This window comes from Bacillus sp. C1, from assembly GCF_054570475.1.
In genome coordinates this window covers 159,588-179,235 of sequence record NZ_JBTMZT010000007.1, presented here as the reverse complement: position 1 = coordinate 179,235, position 19,648 = coordinate 159,588, and the positions used below count along the sequence as shown (strand labels likewise).

The window sequence follows — 19,648 nt, the reverse complement described above, 5'->3', positions numbered from 1 at the left end:
AAGCTAGTAAGATCCCTGAAAGATGATCAGGTTGATAGGTTCGAGGTGGAAGCATGGTGACATGTGGAGCTGACGAATACTAATAGATCGAGGACTTAACCATATAATATGAAGCAATGTTATCTAGTTTTGAGAGAACATAAAAAAACTTATTGACTTTTTGAATCAATAAAGTATAATAATGTTTGTCTCGAGTGAATATAGTCTGGTAATGATGGCAGAGAGGTCACACCCGTTCCCATACCGAACACGGAAGTTAAGCTCTCTAGCGCCGATGGTAGTTGGGACCTTGTCCCTGTGAGAGTAGGACGTTGCCAGGCTAATTTCATTCCGCAGTAGCTCAGCGGTAGAGCTATCGGCTGTTAACCGATCGGTCGTAGGTTCGATTCCTACCTGCGGAGCCATGATTGGAGAGCTGTCCGAGTTGGCCGAAGGAGCACGATTGGAAATCGTGTATACGTCACAAGCGTATCAAGGGTTCGAATCCCTTGCTCTCCGCCATGATATTTTTGGCCCGTTGGTCAAGTGGTTAAGACACCGCCCTTTCACGGCGGTAACACGGGTTCGAATCCCGTACGGGTCACCACTTTGGAGGATTAGCTCAGCTGGGAGAGCACCTGCCTTACAAGCAGGGGGTCGGCGGTTCGATCCCGTCATCCTCCACCATATAATATATAAATAGTATCGTCGCGGGGTGGAGCAGTCTGGTAGCTCGTCGGGCTCATAACCCGAAGGTCGCAGGTTCAAATCCTGTCCCCGCAACCAAATGGTCCCGTGGTGTAGTGGTTAACATGCCTGCCTGTCACGCAGGAGATCGCCGGTTCGACCCCGGTCGGGACCGCCATTTATTTCTGGCTCGGTAGCTCAGTCGGTAGAGCAGAGGACTGAAAATCCTCGTGTCGGCGGTTCGATTCCGTCCCGAGCCACCATTTTAATTAAATACGCCGGCTTAGCTCAATTGGTAGAGCAACTGACTTGTAATCAGTAGGTTGGGGGTTCAAGTCCTCTAGCCGGCACCATGTAAGTTTCGGAGGGGTAGCGAAGTGGCTAAACGCGGCGGACTGTAAATCCGCTCCTTCGGGTTCGGCAGTTCGAATCTGCCCCCCTCCACCATTTACATAGGGGCATAGTTTAAAGGTAGAACTGAGGTCTCCAAAACCTCCAGTGTGGGTTCGATTCCTACTGCCCCTGCCAAAAAAACACAACATGGCGGTTGTGGCGAAGTGGTTAACGCACCGGATTGTGGCTCCGGCATTCGTGGGTTCGATTCCCATCAGTCGCCCCATTTTTATTTTAAAAAATAAGAAATAATGTAAAGTTTACTTTCATATAATGAAGTAAAACTTCGGTGGGCTATAGCCAAGCGGTAAGGCAACGGACTTTGACTCCGTCATGCGCTGGTTCGAATCCAGCTAGCCCAGCCATTTTTGCGGAAGTAGTTCAGTGGTAGAATACAACCTTGCCAAGGTTGGGGTCGCGGGTTCGAATCCCGTCTTCCGCTCCAAATTTAATATGGCGGCATAGCCAAGTGGTAAGGCAGAGGTCTGCAAAACCTTTACCACCGGTTCAAATCCGGTTGCCGCCTTTCTTATTATGCCGATGTGGCGGAATTGGCAGACGCGCACGACTCAAAATCGTGTTCCTTCGGGAGTGTCGGTTCGACCCCGACCATCGGTATCAAAAGACGAGAGAATCGTCTTTTTTTATTTGTCTTTTATTGATTATATCGTATATACTAAGCGTTTCTTACTTCGGTAAGGAGCGCTTTTTTTGCGTTTATGGGCGTTGAATTCTTAGACGACTAAATTACCTCTAATCGTGTGAGCAAATCGTTTACGTTAAGCGTGGAGGTGTTCGTTGTGGTAAGACGAAAGAACGTGTTAAATGATCGTGAATTATCCGTTGTTCATAAAAGTAAGAAGTCGTATGTAGAAACGTTTGAGGATGCGTTAAGTATTTTCACGAAGGATTGTGAGTTGCATAATTTACGACCTCATACGATTGGATTTTACCGCAAGGAATTCTCCGCTTTTCTAAATCATTTACGTGAGCAAGGTATCGACAGTATGAATCTAAAGCCGTATAACGTCACGGAGGAACATATTAAAGAAAACGTTATTCTATACATGCGTAATGATAAGGGCCTTAAAGTAGTATCGATTAATACGCGTCTAAGAGCCTTACGAACGTTTTTTAACTTCCTTCATAAGTATAAACACATACCGATAAATCCAATGAAAAACATCTCGTTACTTAAAGACCGCAGGCGAGTCGTTAATACTTTTACGAAGGAACAGTTAAATAAACTATTTAAACAGCCAGACTTAAAGACGTTTACAGGCGTACGTGACTATACAATCATGATGTTACTACTAGAGACCGGTATCCGTATTAATGAGTTAACAGGCTTAACATTAGCGGATGTCCGATGGGAAGATAGTTTAATCGTAATACGCAACGCTAAAAGTTATAAAGAACGGCAAGTACCGATTCAATCACGGATGAAAGAACAATTAAAGAGATATATAGCTATTCGTGGCTATGTCGAAACGGATGCGTTGTTTATATCTATCGATCAAACACCGTTTGCTAAGCGAGGTATACAAGAGAGAATCGCTAAATACGGGATAATGGCGAGGATAAAAGACGTAAGATGTAGCCCTCATACTTTTCGACATACATTTGCTAAATTAAGTGTCCAACAAGGTGCTAATATATTCGAATTACAGACCATACTTGGACATACGAGCATGGAAATCGTAAAAGTATACCTTTAAGAACTATCATTAACAGGTCGATTATTAAGTGAAATCACGTTCGTTTAATGCAGGAAAACTATTTATGAACGTTCTTTTATTTTATTTACTTTTACGAACGATTATTTTACAATCGAATCAAATGTAACGGGTAGGGAGTAAGGGGAATGGCGGAGAGTAGAAAGATTGGATACGTTAGGGTAAGTGCTAGGGATCAGAACGAGGGCAGACAGTTAGAAGCGTTAAAGGATTTAGGGATTTCCGAGCGTGACATATACATCGATAAGCAAAGCGGTAAGGACTTCGACCGACCAGAATACCAGACGCTTAAACGTGTGTTACGTAAAGGTGATGTATTGTACGTTCATTCACTTGATAGGCTTGGACGTAACAAAGACGCGATACTAAAAGAATGGAACGAGATAACGCAAGAGATACAGGCAGATATCATCGTAATAGATATGCCGTTATTAGATACAACCAAGTATAAGGACAGCGTCGGTACGTTTGTCGCTGATCTAGTGCTACAAATACTATCGTGGATAGCCGAAGAAGAACGTAAGAAAATACGCACTCGACAAGCCGAAGGAATCGCCAATGCACGTAAGCAAGGAAAAGAGTTAGGTAGACCGAAAGCAACGATTACAGATAAATTTATCGAAGAATATAAGCGATGGAAAGCAGGAGAAATAACGGCCGTAGCAGCGATGAAAGAGGCGGAATTAAGGAAAACAACGTTTTACAAGTTAGTAAAAGAATACGAAGCAAAATTATAGTCGGTAAAAATACCGGCTTCTTTTTTACCCCCGGGCTATCAAAAATAAAAAAGTTTTGCCAGGTGCCTGCAAAATCCGCGCAAAATTTGAAACTTCGGGTCTAAAACGTAGATAATAGTCTAGTTTTTACGAGTTGCAAGCCGTTTTGAATGTATTTGTATTACTTCGGATATACGTACTCAATTTCGCTGATAATTCTCTAGGAAAAACGACTTTAAAATGCACGTTAGCGTATCGAAAGTAAACGATCTAAACTTCTATACGAAAGCGACTTGGAATAAGTCGTACGTAGCCGGCACAGTTGACGCAGGGCTCGGCTTTGCTATCGCCGCTAAGGTAAATGTTGATGGGTGGGTATCCGCAGTATCGCGTAAAGGGTATACGTACTATATTACGGCTGGTGATTCTTATGTAAGTTGGCTTAGATAATGAAGAAAGCCACTCATTTTTAGGTGGGCGGCTTACCATTTACTTTAAAGATTTTCTATATAACTTTCTGCTATATCGATATCCTTTGTCATTTCTAACTCTGGAAATTTTTTATCTAATTTTCTTAAGCAATTAATAAATTCTTTACTTTGCACAATTTCCGCTATATCTTCAAAAACTTCACTTATCCAATATAAATCTTCTTTACTACAAATCTCTAAATATCTTATAGTATTTTCCTCATTTTCTGAGAGAACTTCTACTATTTCATTCCAACTTTTTTGTATTCCATAATCATCATTTAAATTTAATTTTTTTCTTTTATCTAAGATAACTTCCATTCTTTTTTCTATATTCATATTAATCCTCCAAACTCTATCTACGGTTGTTGAGTAGCATCAGGGAAAATAGTCCCTATCTCTCCATTTGTTTTTATTACTCGAACCCTAACTCCATTATATTCTCCGAAAATAGTCACACCATTTTCTGTACTGGCAAATTCGGGTAATTCAGCAACCTTAGCACCTGCCGTTGCAATATCAGAATCCGTCTAATTTTCTGGAAACTATGATTGATTTGAACTGAAGTGACCCCTAAAAATTAGACACGGTTATTTCATTAGGCAGCTTGATAAAAGTGAGTCCGGTATTGCACCGGGCTCATTTTTAATTTTGCCTTTATCCGTTTCGTATTATAATAATCTATATATTTTTCTAATTCTATTTTAAAATGCTTTACACTTTCAAACTCTTTTATGTAGAGGAATTCCGACTTCATAATTCCAAAGAAGTTCTCTATTACTGCGTTGTCGTAACAGTTCCCTTTTCGAGACATACTCTGCACAATACCTCTTGATTCAAGTGTACGGACATATTGTTTCATTTGATAATGCCATCCTTGATCTGAATGCATCAGTAGCTGGTGATTTTCAGATAAACGTTCTAATGCTTTCTCTAACATCTCTGAAACAAGTGAATACGTCGGTCTAGAACCAATTGTATATGTAATAATTTCATCATTATACAAGTCTAATACAGGTGATAAATAAAGTTTCTATCCAAACAATTTAAACTCTGTGATGTCTGTTACCCATTTTTGATTTGGTGCATCTGCATGAAAATCGCGTTTTAAAATATTTGGTGCAATTTTACCGGATTTCCCCTTATAAGACTTATATTTTTTCATACGTACAACACACTTTAATCCAAGCTCTTTCATAATACGCTGAACCTTCTTGTGATTCACTTTCTGACCACGATTCGTTAACTCATCACGAATACGACGGTAGCCATAACGACCTTCATTTTCCACATAAATTTCTTTGATTTCAGCCTTCAAATCGGCATCTAGATCCGGACGATTCATTTTCTTCACTAAATCATAATATGTGCTTCGTGGAATATCAGCTAGCTCCACGAGTGCCTTCACCGAATATTTATGCCTTAATTCATAGACTACTTGCGCTTTGTCTTGTTTCGTGACTTTTCCTTGTTTTGAACTAAGGCATTTAACTTTTTTAAGTACTCATTTTCCATTTCAAGCTGTTTAATACGAGCTTCAAGCGCTTCGATCGATCCTTCAGCTAATGCTTGTTTTAATTGTTTATTTGACTCTTTTTTCATGAATGGACGCCCCTTTTTCTTTGATTGAAGGGCATCAATTCCTTGTGTTTCGAGTTGTTTTTTTCAAACACTAATTGTTGAAGGGGCAGGAATGTTAAAGATAGCTGCTGTTTCAAATAAGGACGTACCGTTTTCAACCGTAAAGTTTAGTACGTCTAGTTTAAATCGTTGTGTGTAATTTGTATACCGTTTTAGAAAAGCTTCCAGACCATTATGCTTATATCGGTTTACCCAATTCAAAATTACTGTTTCTCTTATGCCGATTTCTTTACCGATTTCTCGATAACTTTCATTTCCGTTCAAATAACGTAGAACGATTTGTATTTTTTCATCAGCTGTAAATTTAGTCATAGAAAAACTGCACCTCCAATTGTTAGATTATGTGTCTAACAATTGGGGTGCAGTTCACCTTTATATAAAGGGCGTTCTTTTTTTATTAATTAAATTATTGTTTCACCTTTGTTTTCAGCAGGTGAACCAGTGTCGCCATCAGCTACACCCCAAGGTTGCCCATGGTCATATGCAGGTGCGGGCGTATCGCCTTCAGCTTCATTACTCACAATACCAGTATGTCCATGTGTATAAGATGATGACCAACTATCGCCATGGTTTTCAGCAGGTGCCCCACCACCATCACCTATATTTACTGCTAAATCAGGTCTTTGTGGTGCAGGAGTGTCGGCGTGACCTGCTTGATATGTGAATGAACTATATAAGCCAGCAGATACAATACCGATAACGGATAAACCTAAAACAACGGAACCAACCTTTTTAATTTTCTTAAACATTATTTTAATGCCCCTTTCTCAAATGTTTTTTCTTTAGCTTGTAATGCTGTGTGGAAATACTCACTTGCTTTTACATGGTCGTTTTCACTGTAAAACTTAACTGCTAGTTTCTCTGTATATTCTTGAGTGTAATTATATAGTGATTCTTTGTCGAAATAGGTAATTCCTTCAAAGATAATTTTTTCTAATCCTTCGGCTGTGGTATTATTATTTAATGCTTTCAAAATAGTAAAGTGATGTATATATTCTTCATTATTCAATTCAGTACAAATGTTTAACCCTTTTATAAGTAATTCTTCAGCAACATTTATTTCACCTAGCTTATGATGTTCTCTAGCTTGTAGAAAAATAGCTTTGAAATGCATTGGTTTTTTCTCTGTTACTTCTGATAGGTGGCGAATTGCTAGTGTAGAAAGATTTTGGTTTGCATATAACCAACCTAAGTTATTGCGAACACTTAAAACTAATTCGCTTTCATCAAACTTTTGGAAAATACTAATTGCTGAATTATACTTTTCCTCCGCCTGTTCAAATTGCTTTAAATAAACACATGAAGCACCTAACATGTTTTTGCATAATCCAATTCGTAATTCATAGCCCTCATTATTAGTGAAAATTTCTTTTGCTTTTGTTGCATATTGAATTGATTCTATTGGTTGGTAGAAATGATAAAGGAAAATACAAAAACGATAATAAAATTCAGCTTTTTCAAGTTCGTCAGGCACATACATTAAGAGTTTTTCGGCTTTCTCAAAATGTTCACTAGCTTCAGTATAGTTTGTAGTTAATGTGGCATGAATGGCTTTGAAGAAGTGATAATAATAGGATAGAAAGCTGTTGTTGGGTATATCAAAGGAGTTAATTTCATTAAAGCTATCTTTTGTAATGCTTAAACCATCAGTTAATACGTTATATCTAAAATCTAACAGTGAGTAATATAATGATAGATTCTCTTCTTTCTTTATATCGGAAAGCTTATCCTCAATTTCTTGTTTTAAATTTGTTGCCTTTGAAACATGTTGCTGTAACATAGAACATATTTTCACTTGTGGTGTGTCTTATGGAAGTGTTCAAGTTCCATTAGCAATGATTAAAAAACATCAATTGTCTACACACTAATTTACAAAGACGAGAGAATCGTCTTTTTTTATTTGTCTTCGGATTGATCATATTGTATATACTAAGTATTGTTTACTTGGATAAGGAGTGTTTTTTGCGTACCCAGATGAGCACTGCTTACCGGTCAATTACAATTCCAACATAAACGTAAGTTAACTTACGGAAAAATTACAAGTATCTCGGTAATTGAGTATTGAGATAGTTATCGTCTGCGGCTCGTCACTTTCATTTATACTGCCAAATCATGTTATTGAAGTATTAAATTCGTAATGAATTATAGAATTAAGGTATAATATAATTCGGTGCATGAACAAAATGATATCAATTTATATTATGTCAATAATGTGAGCCGATAATGAACTTTTTGTATTTATTTTGAAAAAGTGTTGAATAAACATTATATTTCATATTAATATTTTTTATGTAGATTTAAACGTGAAAGAGAGTGAAATAGTATGGGTCGTAAATGGAACAATATTAAAGACAAAAAAGCATCAAAGGATGCAAATACAAGCCGCGTATATGCTAAATTTGGACGTGAGATTTATGTAGCAGCAAAACAAGGTGAGCCAGATCCAGAATCGAATCAAACGTTAAAAGTTGTACTTGAGCGTGCAAAAACGTATAGTGTACCAAAAACGATTATTGATCGTGCGATTGAAAAAGCAAAAGGTGGTTCAGAAGAAAATTATGACGAGCTTCGTTATGAAGGATTTGGACCAAACGGATCTATGGTAATTGTAGATACACTTACAAACAACGTGAACCGTACTGCAGCAGATGTACGTGCTGCATTTAGTAAAAACAGTGGTAATATGGGTGTAAACGGATCTGTAGCATATATGTTTGATGCGACAGCTGTTATTGGGCTTGAAGGAAAAACAGCAGATGAAGTACTTGAAATCCTAATGGAAGCAGATGTAGATGCACGTGATATTTTAGAAGAAGAAGAGGCAGTTATCATTTATGCTGAGCCTGATCAGTTCCATGCGGTACAAGCAGCACTTAAGGATGCTGGTATTACAGAGTTCACAGTTGCTGAACTAACAATGCTTGCACAAAGTGATGTCACTCTTTCAGAAGATGCACAAGTACAATTTGAAAAAATGATTGATGCGTTAGAAGATTTAGAAGATGTTCAACAAGTTTACCACAATGTGGACTTAGGCGAGTAATATATGAAAAAGAGACCTTTTGTTATTTAAAGCAAAAGGTCTTTTTTTATTTATAAATAAAAGGGATTTTCTCTTCTATTGATGAATATTAAAATATATTGTATTAACAATTAATATTCTCTGGAGGTTTCATTATGGAATATATAGCACCTAAGCACATTGTTGCTGTTTCGGCATGTATAACGAATGAAAATAATGAAGTTCTATTAGTAAATGTACAGTGGAGAGCTGATACGTGGGAAATGCCTGGAGGCCAAGTAGAGGAGGGCGAACCTCTTGATCAGGCAGTTTGCCGAGAAGTATTTGAAGAAACGGGTCTTATAGTAAAACCAGTTGGAATTACAGGTCTTTACTATAATGCTTCAAAGTATATTTTATCGGTGGTCTTTAGAGCAGAGTATGTAAGCGGAGAAATAAAAGTCCCACCAGAAGAAATAAAAGAAGCAAGATTTATTGCTTTGAATGAAGATAATATTGATGAATATATAACACGTCCTCATATGAAATCAAGGACACTTGATGCGATAAAAGCAAACACCTTTATTCCGTATGAAACTTGGAAAGTAGACCCTTATAATTTAATAGGGAGATTATAAATATATAAATACAAATTGAAAAAATGACATAAAACCATTCTTTTTAGATGGGAGAGAGCAGCCGGCCATGGATAGAAGCGGTCAGTGCCTTTTTTAGTCCCATTCCATGTGAAAACAAAAGGAGAAAATGAGTGAAGGTCTCTGTTTGTTCTTCCTAACCAGAATGTATCTGTTAGAAAATCAAATTGGATTTATATAGATGAAAGGACAAGTGATTTGAAATATCTCAAATTACTTGTCCTTTTTATGTATAATATGTGTTTAGTGTGATGCTTAAAGAGGTGAAAATAAGTAATAAAATAGAATACACGTATACCATTTGTAAGAACGTTTGTTTGGTGCTATAATTATATTCTCTTTCTTAAGATTACATTTGTAAAACTACTCTCTAAAAAGAAGGTTAGATGAAAACTATTTAAAGCTGAAAAAGGCTAGATGGTATAATGGAAGAAAGATTAATATGTAATTTTAAGATCCATTAATATAAATAGAGATGTACTGTTTTTCTGTTAAAATGTATATTTTATAACTTACAACATTGTAAGATAGGTGTAAGAAAAATCGATGGGAGAGCGTTTGAGTAAACGATATTCTTAATATAAGGAAGTCTATACGCTGTAAGGAAAAGAGGTGTGCACAATGAAAGAACGAGTACTGTCTAGAGGCAACTACCAACAAAAAGTTTTATTCAATCCAATCATAAAATTTCTGTATAAAGCTATTATTTTATTATTATTACTTTGTTGTACATTATTATTGATTGGAAATGTAATGGTTGAACGAAGCGATATCAGTAAACTACATGTACCTAATAAGTTAGAAGTGCCAGAGTCATTGGCTCATGCTTTTATTGCGACAGAAGATAGAAGGTTTTATCATCATAATGGTCTAGACTATATAGCAATTGTTCGAGCTTCTGTTGAAAATATAAAAGCTGGTCGTGTTGTACAGGGGGGAAGTACAATTACACAACAGCTTTCTAAAAATGCTTTTTTATCTAATGAACGTACATTTTCTCGTAAATGGAAAGAGCTTTTCTATACAAAGAAAATTGAGCGTACATTTACTAAAGATGAAATTTTAAAATTATATGTAAGTAATATTTATTATGGAGAAGGAGCATGGGGAATTGAAAAAGCATCCCGGTTATATTTTGGTAAAAAGGTAAATCAATTAACATTGAGTGAGAGTGCAATGATGGCTGCTGTTGTGAAGGCACCTGCTTATTATTCTCCTACTCAGAATTATGATAAAGCAGTAGAAAGACGAAATATCGTTTTAAAGTTAATGGAGCGAGAAGGATATATTAGTCATGATGAATATGTGCAAGCGGTTGGTGAAAAGTTAGTGATTCGTCATGACATTTTGAATAAGCATTCGTTGCAAAAAGTAGCTCGTGAAAAGGCAGTAAGTTAAAGGCGAAGTTCCGTATAGGGAACTTCGTTTTTTGGAATAGAATAGTCAAAGATGGGACACAATATTGACACATTTGTCGTATTTTTAGAAATTATGTGAGCGTGTTCATTGCACGACATGTATAAGTATTGATATTATGTGTAATGTGTACAACAATGTATACAGAATATGAATTTAAAGAGGAATGTATATGAAATCATCAAACAAAATCATGGCTCTTGGTATTGTTTTTTCTATCGCAGTATTAATTGTAATCGGGACAATCGCATACAGTATCATAAATGACAAAAAAGACAAAGGGGATGAGATGTTCGCTTATTCCTCGCAACAGTCTTTAGGTAAGAAAGATGCTCCTGTTAAGGTTGTAGAATTTGGAGACTTTAAATGTCCAGCTTGTCGAACTTGGGATGCGACAGTATTACCTCGTTTAAAGGATGATTATATTAATAAAGATAAAGTACAGTTTTATTTCATTAACTTCCCGTTTATCGGAAAAGATTCTGATTTAGGTGCTGCTGCTGGTGAGGCGATTTATAAACAGGATCCAGAATCTTTCTGGACATTCTATGATGAAATTTATCAAAGTCAGAAGAAAGATACTGAAGAATGGATTACAGAAGAATTGCTTCTTAATATAGTGAAGGAAAAGCTTCCGAAAATTAATGTAGACCAGTTTAAAAAAGATTTACATAGTAAAGAAATTCAAGATAAAGTACGTAAAGATTCAGATCGTGCAAAAAAACTGAAAGTACAAGGTGCTCCCTCAGTATATGTAAATGGAAATCTTGCAAATCCAGATTATGACAGTATAAAAAAGGCAATTGATAAAGAATTGAAAAAGTGATGAGTATACTCATCACTTTTTCGACTTTTTTCGATAAAATTCTTGCCTAGCATTTTGTAACGTGCTATACTACTTTACATAAGTTATTCAGATAAATTAAATTTTTTTCATATTTGCGGGTGTAGTTTAGTGGTAAAACAAGAGCCTTCCAAGCTCTGGTCGAGAGTTCGATTCTCTTCACCCGCTCCAAATTTCATTTTATATTCTCATAATAAATTGTGATCAACGCAGTGTTTCGTTTCTAAGATAAACGGGGCATTGCGTTTTTTAATGTTTGGAAATGAAGATTTTATACGAAAATAGAAGTAAGGACTATGATGAAGAAATGAATTGCTAACCATCAGTAGGTGATTACTTGTTTGATGAGGATATGTATTCATCGTAGAAGGAGGCAAAGCATGGATTTTGAGCAATTAAAACAAGATGTAATAGCGTATAGTAAAACAATTGGAATAGATAAGATAGGCTTTGCGAGTGCTTCACCATTCGAAGAATTAAAGCAACGTTTAATTCAGCAGCAACAATTAAATTATCAGTCTGGTTTTGAAGAACCTGATATCGAAAAGAGAACAAATCCGCAGCTACTATTACCGGGAGCAAAATCAATTATTGCAATTGCATTAGCATATCCATCAAAGTTGAAAAATGCACCGTTAAGTAAGCGAGGAGAACGTCGTGGTATTTTTTGTCGTGCTTCTTGGGGACAAGATTATCATCTTGTTTTGCGAGATCGTTTGCAAAAATTAGAGGCATATTTAATTGAGAAGCTTCCAGATATAGAAGTAAAGTCAATGGTAGATACGGGAGAGCTGAGTGATCGTGCTGTGTCAGAACGTGCTGGTATTGGATGGAGCGGTAAAAACTGTTCCATTATTACACCAGAATTCGGCTCCTATGTATATTTGGGTGAAATGATTACGAATGTACCATTTCCACCAGATCAGCCAATAGAAGATCAGTGCGGAAGTTGTACAAAGTGTATTGATATTTGTCCAACCGGTGCACTTGTACAGGGGGGACAGTTGGATTCCAAAAAATGTATTGCTTTTTTAACACAAACAAAAGGTTTTCTCCCAGAAGAATATCGAGATAAAATTGGAAATCGTATTTATGGCTGTGATACGTGCCAAACAGTTTGCCCAAAGAATAAAGGTAAGGACTTCCATAACCATCCAGAAATGGAGCCGGATCCAGAGCTTGTTAAACCACTACTAACGCCGTTATTAACGATAAGTAACAGAGATTTCAAAGAGAAATATGGAATTATGTCTGGATCTTGGCGGGGGAAAAAGCCATTGCAACGAAATGCAATTTTAGCTCTTGCTCATTTTAAAGAAAGTACAGCAATTCCTGATTTAATTGGTGTTATGAAAGATGATCCAAGACCTGTGATTCGAGGTACAGCGGCATGGGCTTTAGGGAAAATCGGTGGTGAAGGTGCGAAAGAAGCTATTGAAAAAGCGATGGAACGTGAAAAAGATGAAGAAGTTCTTCACGAAATGAATCGTGGTCTTGATTTATTAGCTGAGAAAAAACAGTAGTGAATGTCTCCTTTTTTCATAATGTAGTATGGGAGGGAGACGAAATGGTTGTGAAATCACATATTGAAAAACAGATGAAACAATTTTTAGGTTATATTACAAATAAACGTGTAAGTGTTGAGGCGGTTCCTGTTGACCTACTGCAGGTACTACAGCGAAAAAGGGATTTGTTTCAAAATCGTGATGCTGAAATTGTAAAGGCAACAGCAGATATATCTTTTATAGGACAATTAAATAGTAAGCAATATCAAGAAGTAGATTATCAAGTTCATTTAAAATATTTAGTTCATCATCATGACTTATACTACATGGAAGAAGAACAATTAGAACGACGCATTTATATAAAAGATGGAAGCATTGTAGAAAATAAGGAAATTGAAGTAAAAGAAGTGATGGGGCAAGGTGAAACGTTAGAGCGTGAGGGAATGAAAGGAAAGTCTGGTTCGTATCAATATAACCGTTTAGAAGCCGTCAAATATGCAGAGCATTGGTGGGATGATCGGAATCCAGCGTATCGTAACTTTCCTGATAATTGTACGAATTTTATTTCACAGTGTTTGCATACTGGTGAAACGCCAATGACTGGGTATCCTAACATTCGTAAAGGATGGTGGCAAAGGGAGAATCAGTGGAGCTGGAGTTGGGCTGTTGCCCATTCATTTTATTGGTATTTATCAGGGGCTACAACAGGATTATGTGCTAAAGCGGTAGAAAAACCAGAAGATCTTCTACTTGGTGATGTAATTGTTTATGATTTTGAAGATGATGGTAGATGGAATCATACAACGATAGTTGTAGCTAAAGATGCGGACGGTATGCCTCTTGTAAATGCCCACTCGGCTAACAGCCGCAGACGTTATTGGAACTATGAAGATTCCAGCAAATATACGCCAAAAATGAAATATAAATTTTTTCATATTATTAATGGGTAGAGATTTTTTATTCAAGTGGTATAATACGTAGTAGACAAAAGATTGAGGTGAATATCACGTGGGAGTACATGTTGTTTTATACCAACCAGAAATTCCAGCAAATACAGGAAATATTGCACGTACTTGTGCAGCTACTGGAACAGAGTTACATTTAATTAGACCATTAGGATTTTCAACGGATGATAAAATGTTAAAACGTGCAGGTTTAGATTATTGGCAGCACGTAAAAATTACGTACTATGATTCGATTGAAGAGTTTTATGAAAAAAATAGTGATGGTGAATTCTTCTATTTAACAAAGTATGGCGAAAAAGCACATACAGCGTTTAATTATAGTAATGTAGAGAAAGATTATTATTTCGTATTTGGAAGAGAAACGAACGGATTGCCAGCAAACGTAATCGAAGAAAACTTTGATCATTGTTTACGTATTCCGATGACTGATAAAGTGCGCTCTTTAAATTTATCCAATACAGCAGCAATTTTAATTTATGAAGCATTTCGTCAACAAAATTATCCAGGTTTAGATTTAGAAATTGTGTACTAAATAGATAACAAAAAATGATGGGCTTATGCCCATCATTTTTTGTTTATACCTGGTTTATCATTGTACCCTGCAGTAAAAATTGCAGTCAGAAATGTAAGTGAGACACCTAAAATTAATAATAATTTCATATGAATCCTCCTTCTGTATGTTTTATTTAGAGCTGAAGTTTATGTAGATTCTGTGGGAGTAAAGAAGAAATATTCGTAAGAATGAGAGGGATCGCCCTCTGTAATATAATTATACAGAATTTTCTTTTTAAATTGGAGTGAAATTTATAATGTTTGGAGAAGATTTCATTTTGATTTAAAGAATGTTTCAGGACATCCTCGCATACCTTTTATAATAATCCGATTGAACAAGGAGATGGGGGAGGAGCTATAATGGATATTCTAAAGAAAATTGAACAGCACCGAGAAGCAGAAGAACATTTAAAATGGGAAGGTACGTTTGCGGAATATTTAGAGCTTGTAAAAGATCGACCATGGGTGGCTCAAACTGCACACTCTCGCATTTACAATATGATTAAAGATGCTGGCATTGAGGAAGTAGATGGTAGAAAAAAATACAATTTCTTTAGTAATCAGCTGTTTGGATTAGAAGATGCTTTAGAGCGTCTTGTGGAAGAATATTTTCATCCGTCTGCGAAACGTTTAGATGTTAGAAAACGGATTTTACTATTAATGGGGCCAGTTAGTGGTGGGAAATCAACGTTAGTTACGATTTTAAAAAGAGGGTTAGAAACATATTCACGTACAGATCGAGGAGCTATTTTTGCGATAAAAGGTTGCCCGATGCATGAAGACCCTCTTCACTTAATACCACACCATTTACGTGATGACTTTTACGATGAATATGACGTAAGAATTGAAGGGAACTTGTCACCATTAAATGTGATGCGTTTAGAAAAAGAATATGGCGGGAGAATTGAAGATGTAATTGTAGAACGGATTTTCTTTTCGGAAGATCGCCGGACAGGGATTGGTACATTTAGTCCTTCAGATCCAAAGTCACAAGATATTGCCGATTTAACAGGGAGTATTGATTTTTCTACAATTGCGGAATACGGTTCAGAGTCGGATCCACGTGCATACCGTTTTGATGGAGAACTAAATAAAGCAAACCGTGGCATGATGGAATTTCAAGAGATGTTGAAATGTGATGAAAAGTTTTTATGGCATCTATTATCTCTTACACAAGAGGGGAATTTCAAAGCGGGGAGATTTGCACTTATCTCAGCAGATGAATTAATTGTAGCGCACACGAATGAAACAGAGTATCGCTCTTTTATTTCCAACAAGAAAAATGAGGCATTACATTCAAGAATTATTGTGATGCCAGTTCCATATAATTTACGAGTTAGCGAAGAAGAACATATTTATGAAAAGATGATTCGTGAAAGTGATGTTTCAAATGTACACATTGCACCGCACACACTTCGCGTTGCAGCAATGTTTACAATTTTAACACGCCTCAAGGATCCGAAGCGTCCAGATATTGATTTAATTAAAAAGATGCGTTTATATGATGGGGAAATGGTGGAAGGTTATAATGCGATTGATGTAGAAGAATTGCAACGTGAATATCAGGATGAAGGTATGGGTGGTATTGACCCGCGTTATGTCATTAATCGTATCTCATCTACTATTATTAGAAAAGAAGTACCATCGATTAATGCGCTAGATGTGTTACGTTCGCTGAAAGATGGATTAGATCAACACCCATCCATTAGTAATGAGGACCGAGAACGCTATATGAATTTCATTTCATTAGCACGGAAAGAGTACGATGAAATTGCTAAGAAAGAAGTACAAAAAGCATTTGTGTATTCGTATGAAGAATCGGCTAAGACGCTTATGGATAATTATTTAGATAACGTTGAGGCATATTGCAATAAATCGAAACTAAGGGATCCATTAACAGGTGAAGAAATGAGTCCAGATGAAAAGCTAATGCGTTCTATTGAAGAACAAATTGGCATTTCAGAAAATGCGAAGAAAGCTTTCCGAGAAGAAATTTTAATCCGCATTTCTGCTTACGCTCGTAAAGGAAAACGATTTGATTACAACTCACATGAACGTCTTCGTGAAGCGATCCAGAAAAAATTATTCGCTGATCTGAAAGATGTTGTGAAGATTACAACATCCACGAAAACACCAGATGAGAATCAGTTGAAGAAAATTAATGATGTTGTAGCACGCTTAATCGATGAACATGGCTATAATTCGTCATCAGCCAATGAATTGCTTCGTTATGTAGGTAGCTTGCTCAATCGATAGTTTGATAATAAAACGCTGTCTCTTATGAAACCGAGAGGCAGCGTTTTTGTATCCATCTGATTGAAATGATGAAATTCTACGATATAAATCCATTTTAACTTTCCAACATCTAAATTGCGGTTATGAAAACAAAGGGAAGTCGCCACTTATTACTTCTTTTTGTTTGTACATGGCATGGGGCTAAAAGGGAACTGACCGCTACTACACTTGGCTGGATGCTCTCTTCTAACTAAAAAGTAAGGGGTTTGTCGGTTTTTCAATCTGTATTTATATAGTGAATGTTTCATTTCATATATGAGCTTGTCCAAATAAAATAAATTAAGGTGCAATTTCATGAATTTATTGTCAATTATTTTCACAATATGCATATGATAGAGTAACCAACCATTCATACAGAAAAAGCCAACACAATACAATATGTTGCAAAATGAAAAAGTGTGCAACAATGAATTGTGTTTCTTTCTTATCAGCTGAAGAACGTACAATTGATAATGAATGTCAAAGCTTTTGTTAAGGATGCTCGGAGTAAAAATTAAGGGTGCTTTATGAATATGGAAAAAAGAAAATTCTAATGAACAGAATTCTTGTTACTGTTTTTGTTGCTACATCAAAACCTCAAATTCTTATATTACTGTTTATTAGAGAAAATAAGGAAAATTACAGTAAGGAGGGAAAAGGATGGGCGAAGAAAATCAACCAAATTATACAATTTCACAGGAAAATTGGTCCCTCCATCGCAAAGGACATGATGATCAACAGCGCCATCAAGACAAAGTACAAGAGGCAATTAAGAATAACTTACCAGATCTTGTGACAGAGGAAAGTATAGTGATGTCTAATGGTAAGGACGTTGTCAAAATACCTATTCGCTCTTTAGATGAGTATAAAATTAGATATAACTATGATAAGAATAAACATGTTGGGCAAGGAACTGGTGATAGCAAAGTTGGCGATGTGGTTGCAAGAGATGGATCTGGAGGTCAAAAGCAAAAGGGACCAGGAAAAGGGAAAGGTGCAGGAGATGCAGCTGGGGAAGATTATTATGAAGCAGAAGTGTCTATTTTAGAATTAGAGCAAGTGTTTTTCAAAGAACTGGAGCTACCTAACTTAAAGCGGAAAGAACTGGATGAAAATCGGATTGAACAAATTGAATTTAATGATATTAGAAAAACAGGGTTATGGGGAAATATTGATAAAAAACGGACGATGATATCAGCTTATAAACGAAATGCTATGAACGGAAAGCCGGCTTTTCATCCAATTCGTCAAGAAGATCTGAAGTTCCGAACATGGAATGAAGTAGTGAAGCCGGATTCAAAAGCGGTTGTATTAGCAATGATGGATACAAGTGGATCTATGGGACTTTGGGAGAAATATATGGCGCGTAGCTTCTTCTTTTGGATGACAAGGTTCTTACGTACAAAATATGAAACAGTAGATATAGAATTTATTGCTCATCATACAGAAGCAAAGGTTGTAACAGAAGAAGAATTTTTCTCTAAAGGAGAAAGTGGAGGAACAATATGCTCCTCTGTTTATAGAAAGGCACTAGAGCTTATCGATGGAAAGTACTCTCCGGATCGCTATAATATTTATCCATTTCATTTTTCAGATGGAGATAACTTAACGTCGGATAATGCTAGGTGTGTAAAGCTTGTGCAAGAATTGATGCAGGTATGTAACATGTTTGGGTATGGGGAAGTGAACCAGTACAATCGCCACAGTACACTCATGTCGGCTTATAAAAATATTAAAGATGAGAATTTCAGATACTACATTTTAAAACAGAAAGCAGACGTATTTCACGCAATGAAGAGCTTCTTTAGAGAAGAATCCGGTCAAAAAATGGCATGAGATCTTGATAAATGGATTTTAGAGAACAGTTTTGTTGGAATGATATGTAATAGTATCATAGTCAGAAGGTACCGTGAAATAAATAATGGGTGCCTTTTTCTTTTGTGTAGAATATATATAATGTTATTCCAAAAAGGGATAACGTTATATATATGTTCTACACTGAAAAGATAAAGGTTGTTTACAGTTCTATAATACGTAATCATAAAAGCGTTAATCTTCATCTTGGTCTATAAGAGCTTTCCAACCTACAGCTGTCACACTAACTTCTAAACTTAATCGATTTACAATTTTTTCAATAAGTTCTGTTTTCTGTGCGTTACAATGTAGAAATGCCTTTACAATTACTTTCTTTTCTTTCTCAATGTCTTCACTATACAACTCTTGAAGGCCCAGTTCTTCTGTATATACCATATGCATTAGCAATACCCTAATATGGTTTTCATCTTTCTCTAAACATGTGACGGATATTACATAACGTATTTCTTCTTGCTGGTGTCCTTGAGATTTTTTATTCATAAATACGCCCATAGGCCGGAGAAAAATGTGTACGAAAATAACACCACAAGCACCAATGATACCTGCTTTTAAAAAACCAGCTCCAATAAGAGTACCTACGGCAGCGGCACACCATAATGTTGCTGCTGTATTCAAGCCGCGAATACTAAAGCCTTCTCGAATAATGACACCTCCACCAAGAAAACCGATACCACTTACAACTTGAGCAGCGATACGAGTAGGGCTTTGTTCTTCTACCGTCATAACAGATAACAGTACAAATAAGCAGGCTCCAAGGGAAACAAGTGCATTTGTTCTTAATCCAGCCATCCGATTTCTCCATTGTCGTTCTGTTCCAATACAAGCACCTGCAAGTATTGCGGCTAGTAAACGAATAACGATATCTTGCCAAACCATATTTTCACCTCCGTATATATAATAAAGTGATATTTCCAGCGGGGAGTGCATCTTTCACTGCT

17 protein-coding genes, 16 tRNA genes, 2 rRNA genes and 1 pseudogene are annotated in these 19,648 nt (G+C 36.4%); 30 read left to right on the top strand and 6 right to left on the bottom strand.

Translation table 11 applies throughout. The features are described from left to right. The 20 genes from ACX5JI_RS18985 to ACX5JI_RS18890 all read left to right on the top strand — a co-directional run. Positions 1-103: ribosomal RNA gene (locus tag ACX5JI_RS18985) — 23S ribosomal RNA — on the top strand; the annotation flags it as partial. A gap of 101 nt (positions 104-204) precedes the next feature. Further along, positions 205-320 (top strand): 5S ribosomal RNA (rrf, locus tag ACX5JI_RS18980). Positions 321-329: 9 nt separating this feature from the next. Then, a tRNA-Asn gene (locus tag ACX5JI_RS18975) sits at positions 330-404 on the top strand. 5 nt (positions 405-409) lie between these two features. Next, positions 410-501: transfer RNA gene (locus ACX5JI_RS18970), tRNA-Ser, on the top strand. A 10-nt stretch (positions 502-511) separates the two neighbouring features. Further along, positions 512-586 (top strand) — tRNA-Glu (locus tag ACX5JI_RS18965). A gap of 4 nt (positions 587-590) precedes the next feature. Continuing rightward, a tRNA-Val gene (locus tag ACX5JI_RS18960) sits at positions 591-666 on the top strand. Between the two features lie 22 nt (positions 667-688). Further along, positions 689-765, top strand: a tRNA-Met gene (locus ACX5JI_RS18955). A 3-nt stretch (positions 766-768) separates the two neighbouring features. Beyond that, positions 769-844 (top strand) — tRNA-Asp (locus ACX5JI_RS18950). A 9-nt stretch (positions 845-853) separates the two neighbouring features. After that, positions 854-929, top strand: a tRNA-Phe gene (locus ACX5JI_RS18945). Between the two features lie 14 nt (positions 930-943). After that, positions 944-1,019: transfer RNA gene (locus ACX5JI_RS18940), tRNA-Thr, on the top strand. A 10-nt stretch (positions 1,020-1,029) separates the two neighbouring features. Continuing rightward, positions 1,030-1,113, top strand: a tRNA-Tyr gene (locus tag ACX5JI_RS18935). A 7-nt stretch (positions 1,114-1,120) separates the two neighbouring features. After that, a tRNA-Trp gene (locus ACX5JI_RS18930) sits at positions 1,121-1,194 on the top strand. A gap of 15 nt (positions 1,195-1,209) precedes the next feature. Further along, positions 1,210-1,285 (top strand) — tRNA-His (locus tag ACX5JI_RS18925). A 64-nt stretch (positions 1,286-1,349) separates the two neighbouring features. Next, positions 1,350-1,424: transfer RNA gene (locus ACX5JI_RS18920), tRNA-Gln, on the top strand. Positions 1,425-1,429: 5 nt separating this feature from the next. Beyond that, positions 1,430-1,504 (top strand) — tRNA-Gly (locus ACX5JI_RS18915). Between the two features lie 10 nt (positions 1,505-1,514). Continuing rightward, positions 1,515-1,585 (top strand) — tRNA-Cys (locus ACX5JI_RS18910). A gap of 10 nt (positions 1,586-1,595) precedes the next feature. Continuing rightward, positions 1,596-1,677 (top strand) — tRNA-Leu (locus ACX5JI_RS18905). 182 nt (positions 1,678-1,859) lie between these two features. Further along, positions 1,860-2,777, top strand: coding sequence for a tyrosine-type recombinase/integrase (locus ACX5JI_RS18900; protein WP_459502581.1), 918 nt, complete (start codon positions 1,860-1,862; stop codon positions 2,775-2,777). A gap of 146 nt (positions 2,778-2,923) precedes the next feature. Next, positions 2,924-3,532 carry a recombinase family protein gene (locus tag ACX5JI_RS18895; protein ID WP_459502580.1) on the top strand — a complete coding sequence of 203 codons (609 nt, stop codon included), beginning with the start codon at positions 2,924-2,926 and terminating at the stop codon, positions 3,530-3,532. A gap of 219 nt (positions 3,533-3,751) precedes the next feature. Beyond that, positions 3,752-3,961 carry an N-acetylmuramoyl-L-alanine amidase gene (locus ACX5JI_RS18890; RefSeq protein WP_459502578.1) on the top strand — a complete coding sequence of 70 codons (210 nt, stop codon included), beginning with the start codon at positions 3,752-3,754 and terminating at the stop codon, positions 3,959-3,961. A 44-nt stretch (positions 3,962-4,005) separates the two neighbouring features. On the opposite strand, the gene ACX5JI_RS18885 is transcribed toward ACX5JI_RS18890, so the two are convergent. The 5 genes and pseudogenes from ACX5JI_RS18885 to ACX5JI_RS18865 all read right to left on the bottom strand — a co-directional run bounded on the left by ACX5JI_RS18885 (position 4,006) and on the right by ACX5JI_RS18865 (position 7,411). Next, positions 4,006-4,320, bottom strand: a complete 315-nt coding sequence (locus ACX5JI_RS18885; protein WP_459502577.1) for a hypothetical protein — start codon at positions 4,318-4,320, stop codon at positions 4,006-4,008. A 20-nt stretch (positions 4,321-4,340) separates the two neighbouring features. Next, positions 4,341-4,499 carry an EndoU domain-containing protein gene (locus tag ACX5JI_RS18880; protein ID WP_459502586.1) on the bottom strand — a complete coding sequence of 53 codons (159 nt, stop codon included), beginning with the start codon at positions 4,497-4,499 and terminating at the stop codon, positions 4,341-4,343. An 80-nt stretch (positions 4,500-4,579) separates the two neighbouring features. Beyond that, positions 4,580-5,934: pseudogene (locus ACX5JI_RS18875) on the bottom strand (IS3 family transposase). An 89-nt stretch (positions 5,935-6,023) separates the two neighbouring features. Further along, on the bottom strand, positions 6,024-6,371 hold the full coding sequence (locus tag ACX5JI_RS18870) for a Phr family secreted Rap phosphatase inhibitor (protein ID WP_459502576.1): 348 nt from the start codon (positions 6,369-6,371) through the stop codon (positions 6,024-6,026). Next, on the bottom strand, positions 6,371-7,411 hold the full coding sequence (locus tag ACX5JI_RS18865; protein ID WP_459502585.1) for a response regulator aspartate phosphatase: 1,041 nt from the start codon (positions 7,409-7,411) through the stop codon (positions 6,371-6,373). Before ACX5JI_RS18865 ends, ACX5JI_RS18870 begins: the two co-directional genes overlap by 1 nt. Before the next feature lie 534 nt (positions 7,412-7,945). Here ACX5JI_RS18865 and ACX5JI_RS18860 point away from each other — a divergent pair. The 10 genes from ACX5JI_RS18860 to yhbH all read left to right on the top strand — a co-directional run bounded on the left by ACX5JI_RS18860 (position 7,946) and on the right by yhbH (position 18,671). Then, entirely contained in the window at positions 7,946-8,665 is a 720-nt protein-coding gene (locus tag ACX5JI_RS18860; protein WP_459502575.1) for a YebC/PmpR family DNA-binding transcriptional regulator, read from the top strand. Between the two features lie 134 nt (positions 8,666-8,799). Beyond that, positions 8,800-9,261 (top strand): NUDIX hydrolase, encoded by a 462-nt coding sequence (locus tag ACX5JI_RS18855; RefSeq protein ID WP_459502574.1) that lies wholly within the window; start codon positions 8,800-8,802, stop codon positions 9,259-9,261. Positions 9,262-9,900: 639 nt separating this feature from the next. Beyond that, the gene (locus ACX5JI_RS18850; protein WP_459502573.1) at positions 9,901-10,677 is read left to right on the top strand and encodes a transglycosylase domain-containing protein; all 777 of its coding nucleotides are present in this window, start codon (positions 9,901-9,903) and stop codon (positions 10,675-10,677) included. A 190-nt stretch (positions 10,678-10,867) separates the two neighbouring features. Next, positions 10,868-11,521 carry a DsbA family protein gene (locus ACX5JI_RS18845; protein ID WP_459502572.1) on the top strand — a complete coding sequence of 218 codons (654 nt, stop codon included), beginning with the start codon at positions 10,868-10,870 and terminating at the stop codon, positions 11,519-11,521. Between the two features lie 115 nt (positions 11,522-11,636). After that, positions 11,637-11,710 (top strand) — tRNA-Gly (locus ACX5JI_RS18840). A 209-nt stretch (positions 11,711-11,919) separates the two neighbouring features. Continuing rightward, positions 11,920-13,062 (top strand): tRNA epoxyqueuosine(34) reductase QueG, encoded by a 1,143-nt coding sequence (gene queG, locus ACX5JI_RS18835; protein WP_459502571.1) that lies wholly within the window; start codon positions 11,920-11,922, stop codon positions 13,060-13,062. Between the two features lie 44 nt (positions 13,063-13,106). Beyond that, positions 13,107-13,994, top strand: coding sequence for an amidase domain-containing protein (locus tag ACX5JI_RS18830; protein ID WP_459502570.1), 888 nt, complete (start codon positions 13,107-13,109; stop codon positions 13,992-13,994). 58 nt (positions 13,995-14,052) lie between these two features. Beyond that, entirely contained in the window at positions 14,053-14,541 is a 489-nt protein-coding gene (trmL, locus tag ACX5JI_RS18825; protein ID WP_459502569.1) for a tRNA (uridine(34)/cytosine(34)/5-carboxymethylaminomethyluridine(34)-2'-O)-methyltransferase TrmL, read from the top strand. Positions 14,542-14,921: 380 nt separating this feature from the next. After that, complete coding sequence (locus tag ACX5JI_RS18820) at positions 14,922-16,817, top strand: PrkA family serine protein kinase (protein ID WP_459502568.1); 1,896 nt, start codon at positions 14,922-14,924, stop codon at positions 16,815-16,817. 678 nt (positions 16,818-17,495) lie between these two features. After that, entirely contained in the window at positions 17,496-18,671 is a 1,176-nt protein-coding gene (gene yhbH / locus ACX5JI_RS18815) for a sporulation protein YhbH (RefSeq protein WP_459502567.1), read from the top strand. Between the two features lie 213 nt (positions 18,672-18,884). On the opposite strand, the gene ACX5JI_RS18810 is transcribed toward yhbH, so the two are convergent. After that, positions 18,885-19,586, bottom strand: a complete 702-nt coding sequence (locus ACX5JI_RS18810) for an MgtC/SapB family protein (protein WP_459502566.1) — start codon at positions 19,584-19,586, stop codon at positions 18,885-18,887. Positions 19,587-19,648: the final 62 nt, after the last annotated feature.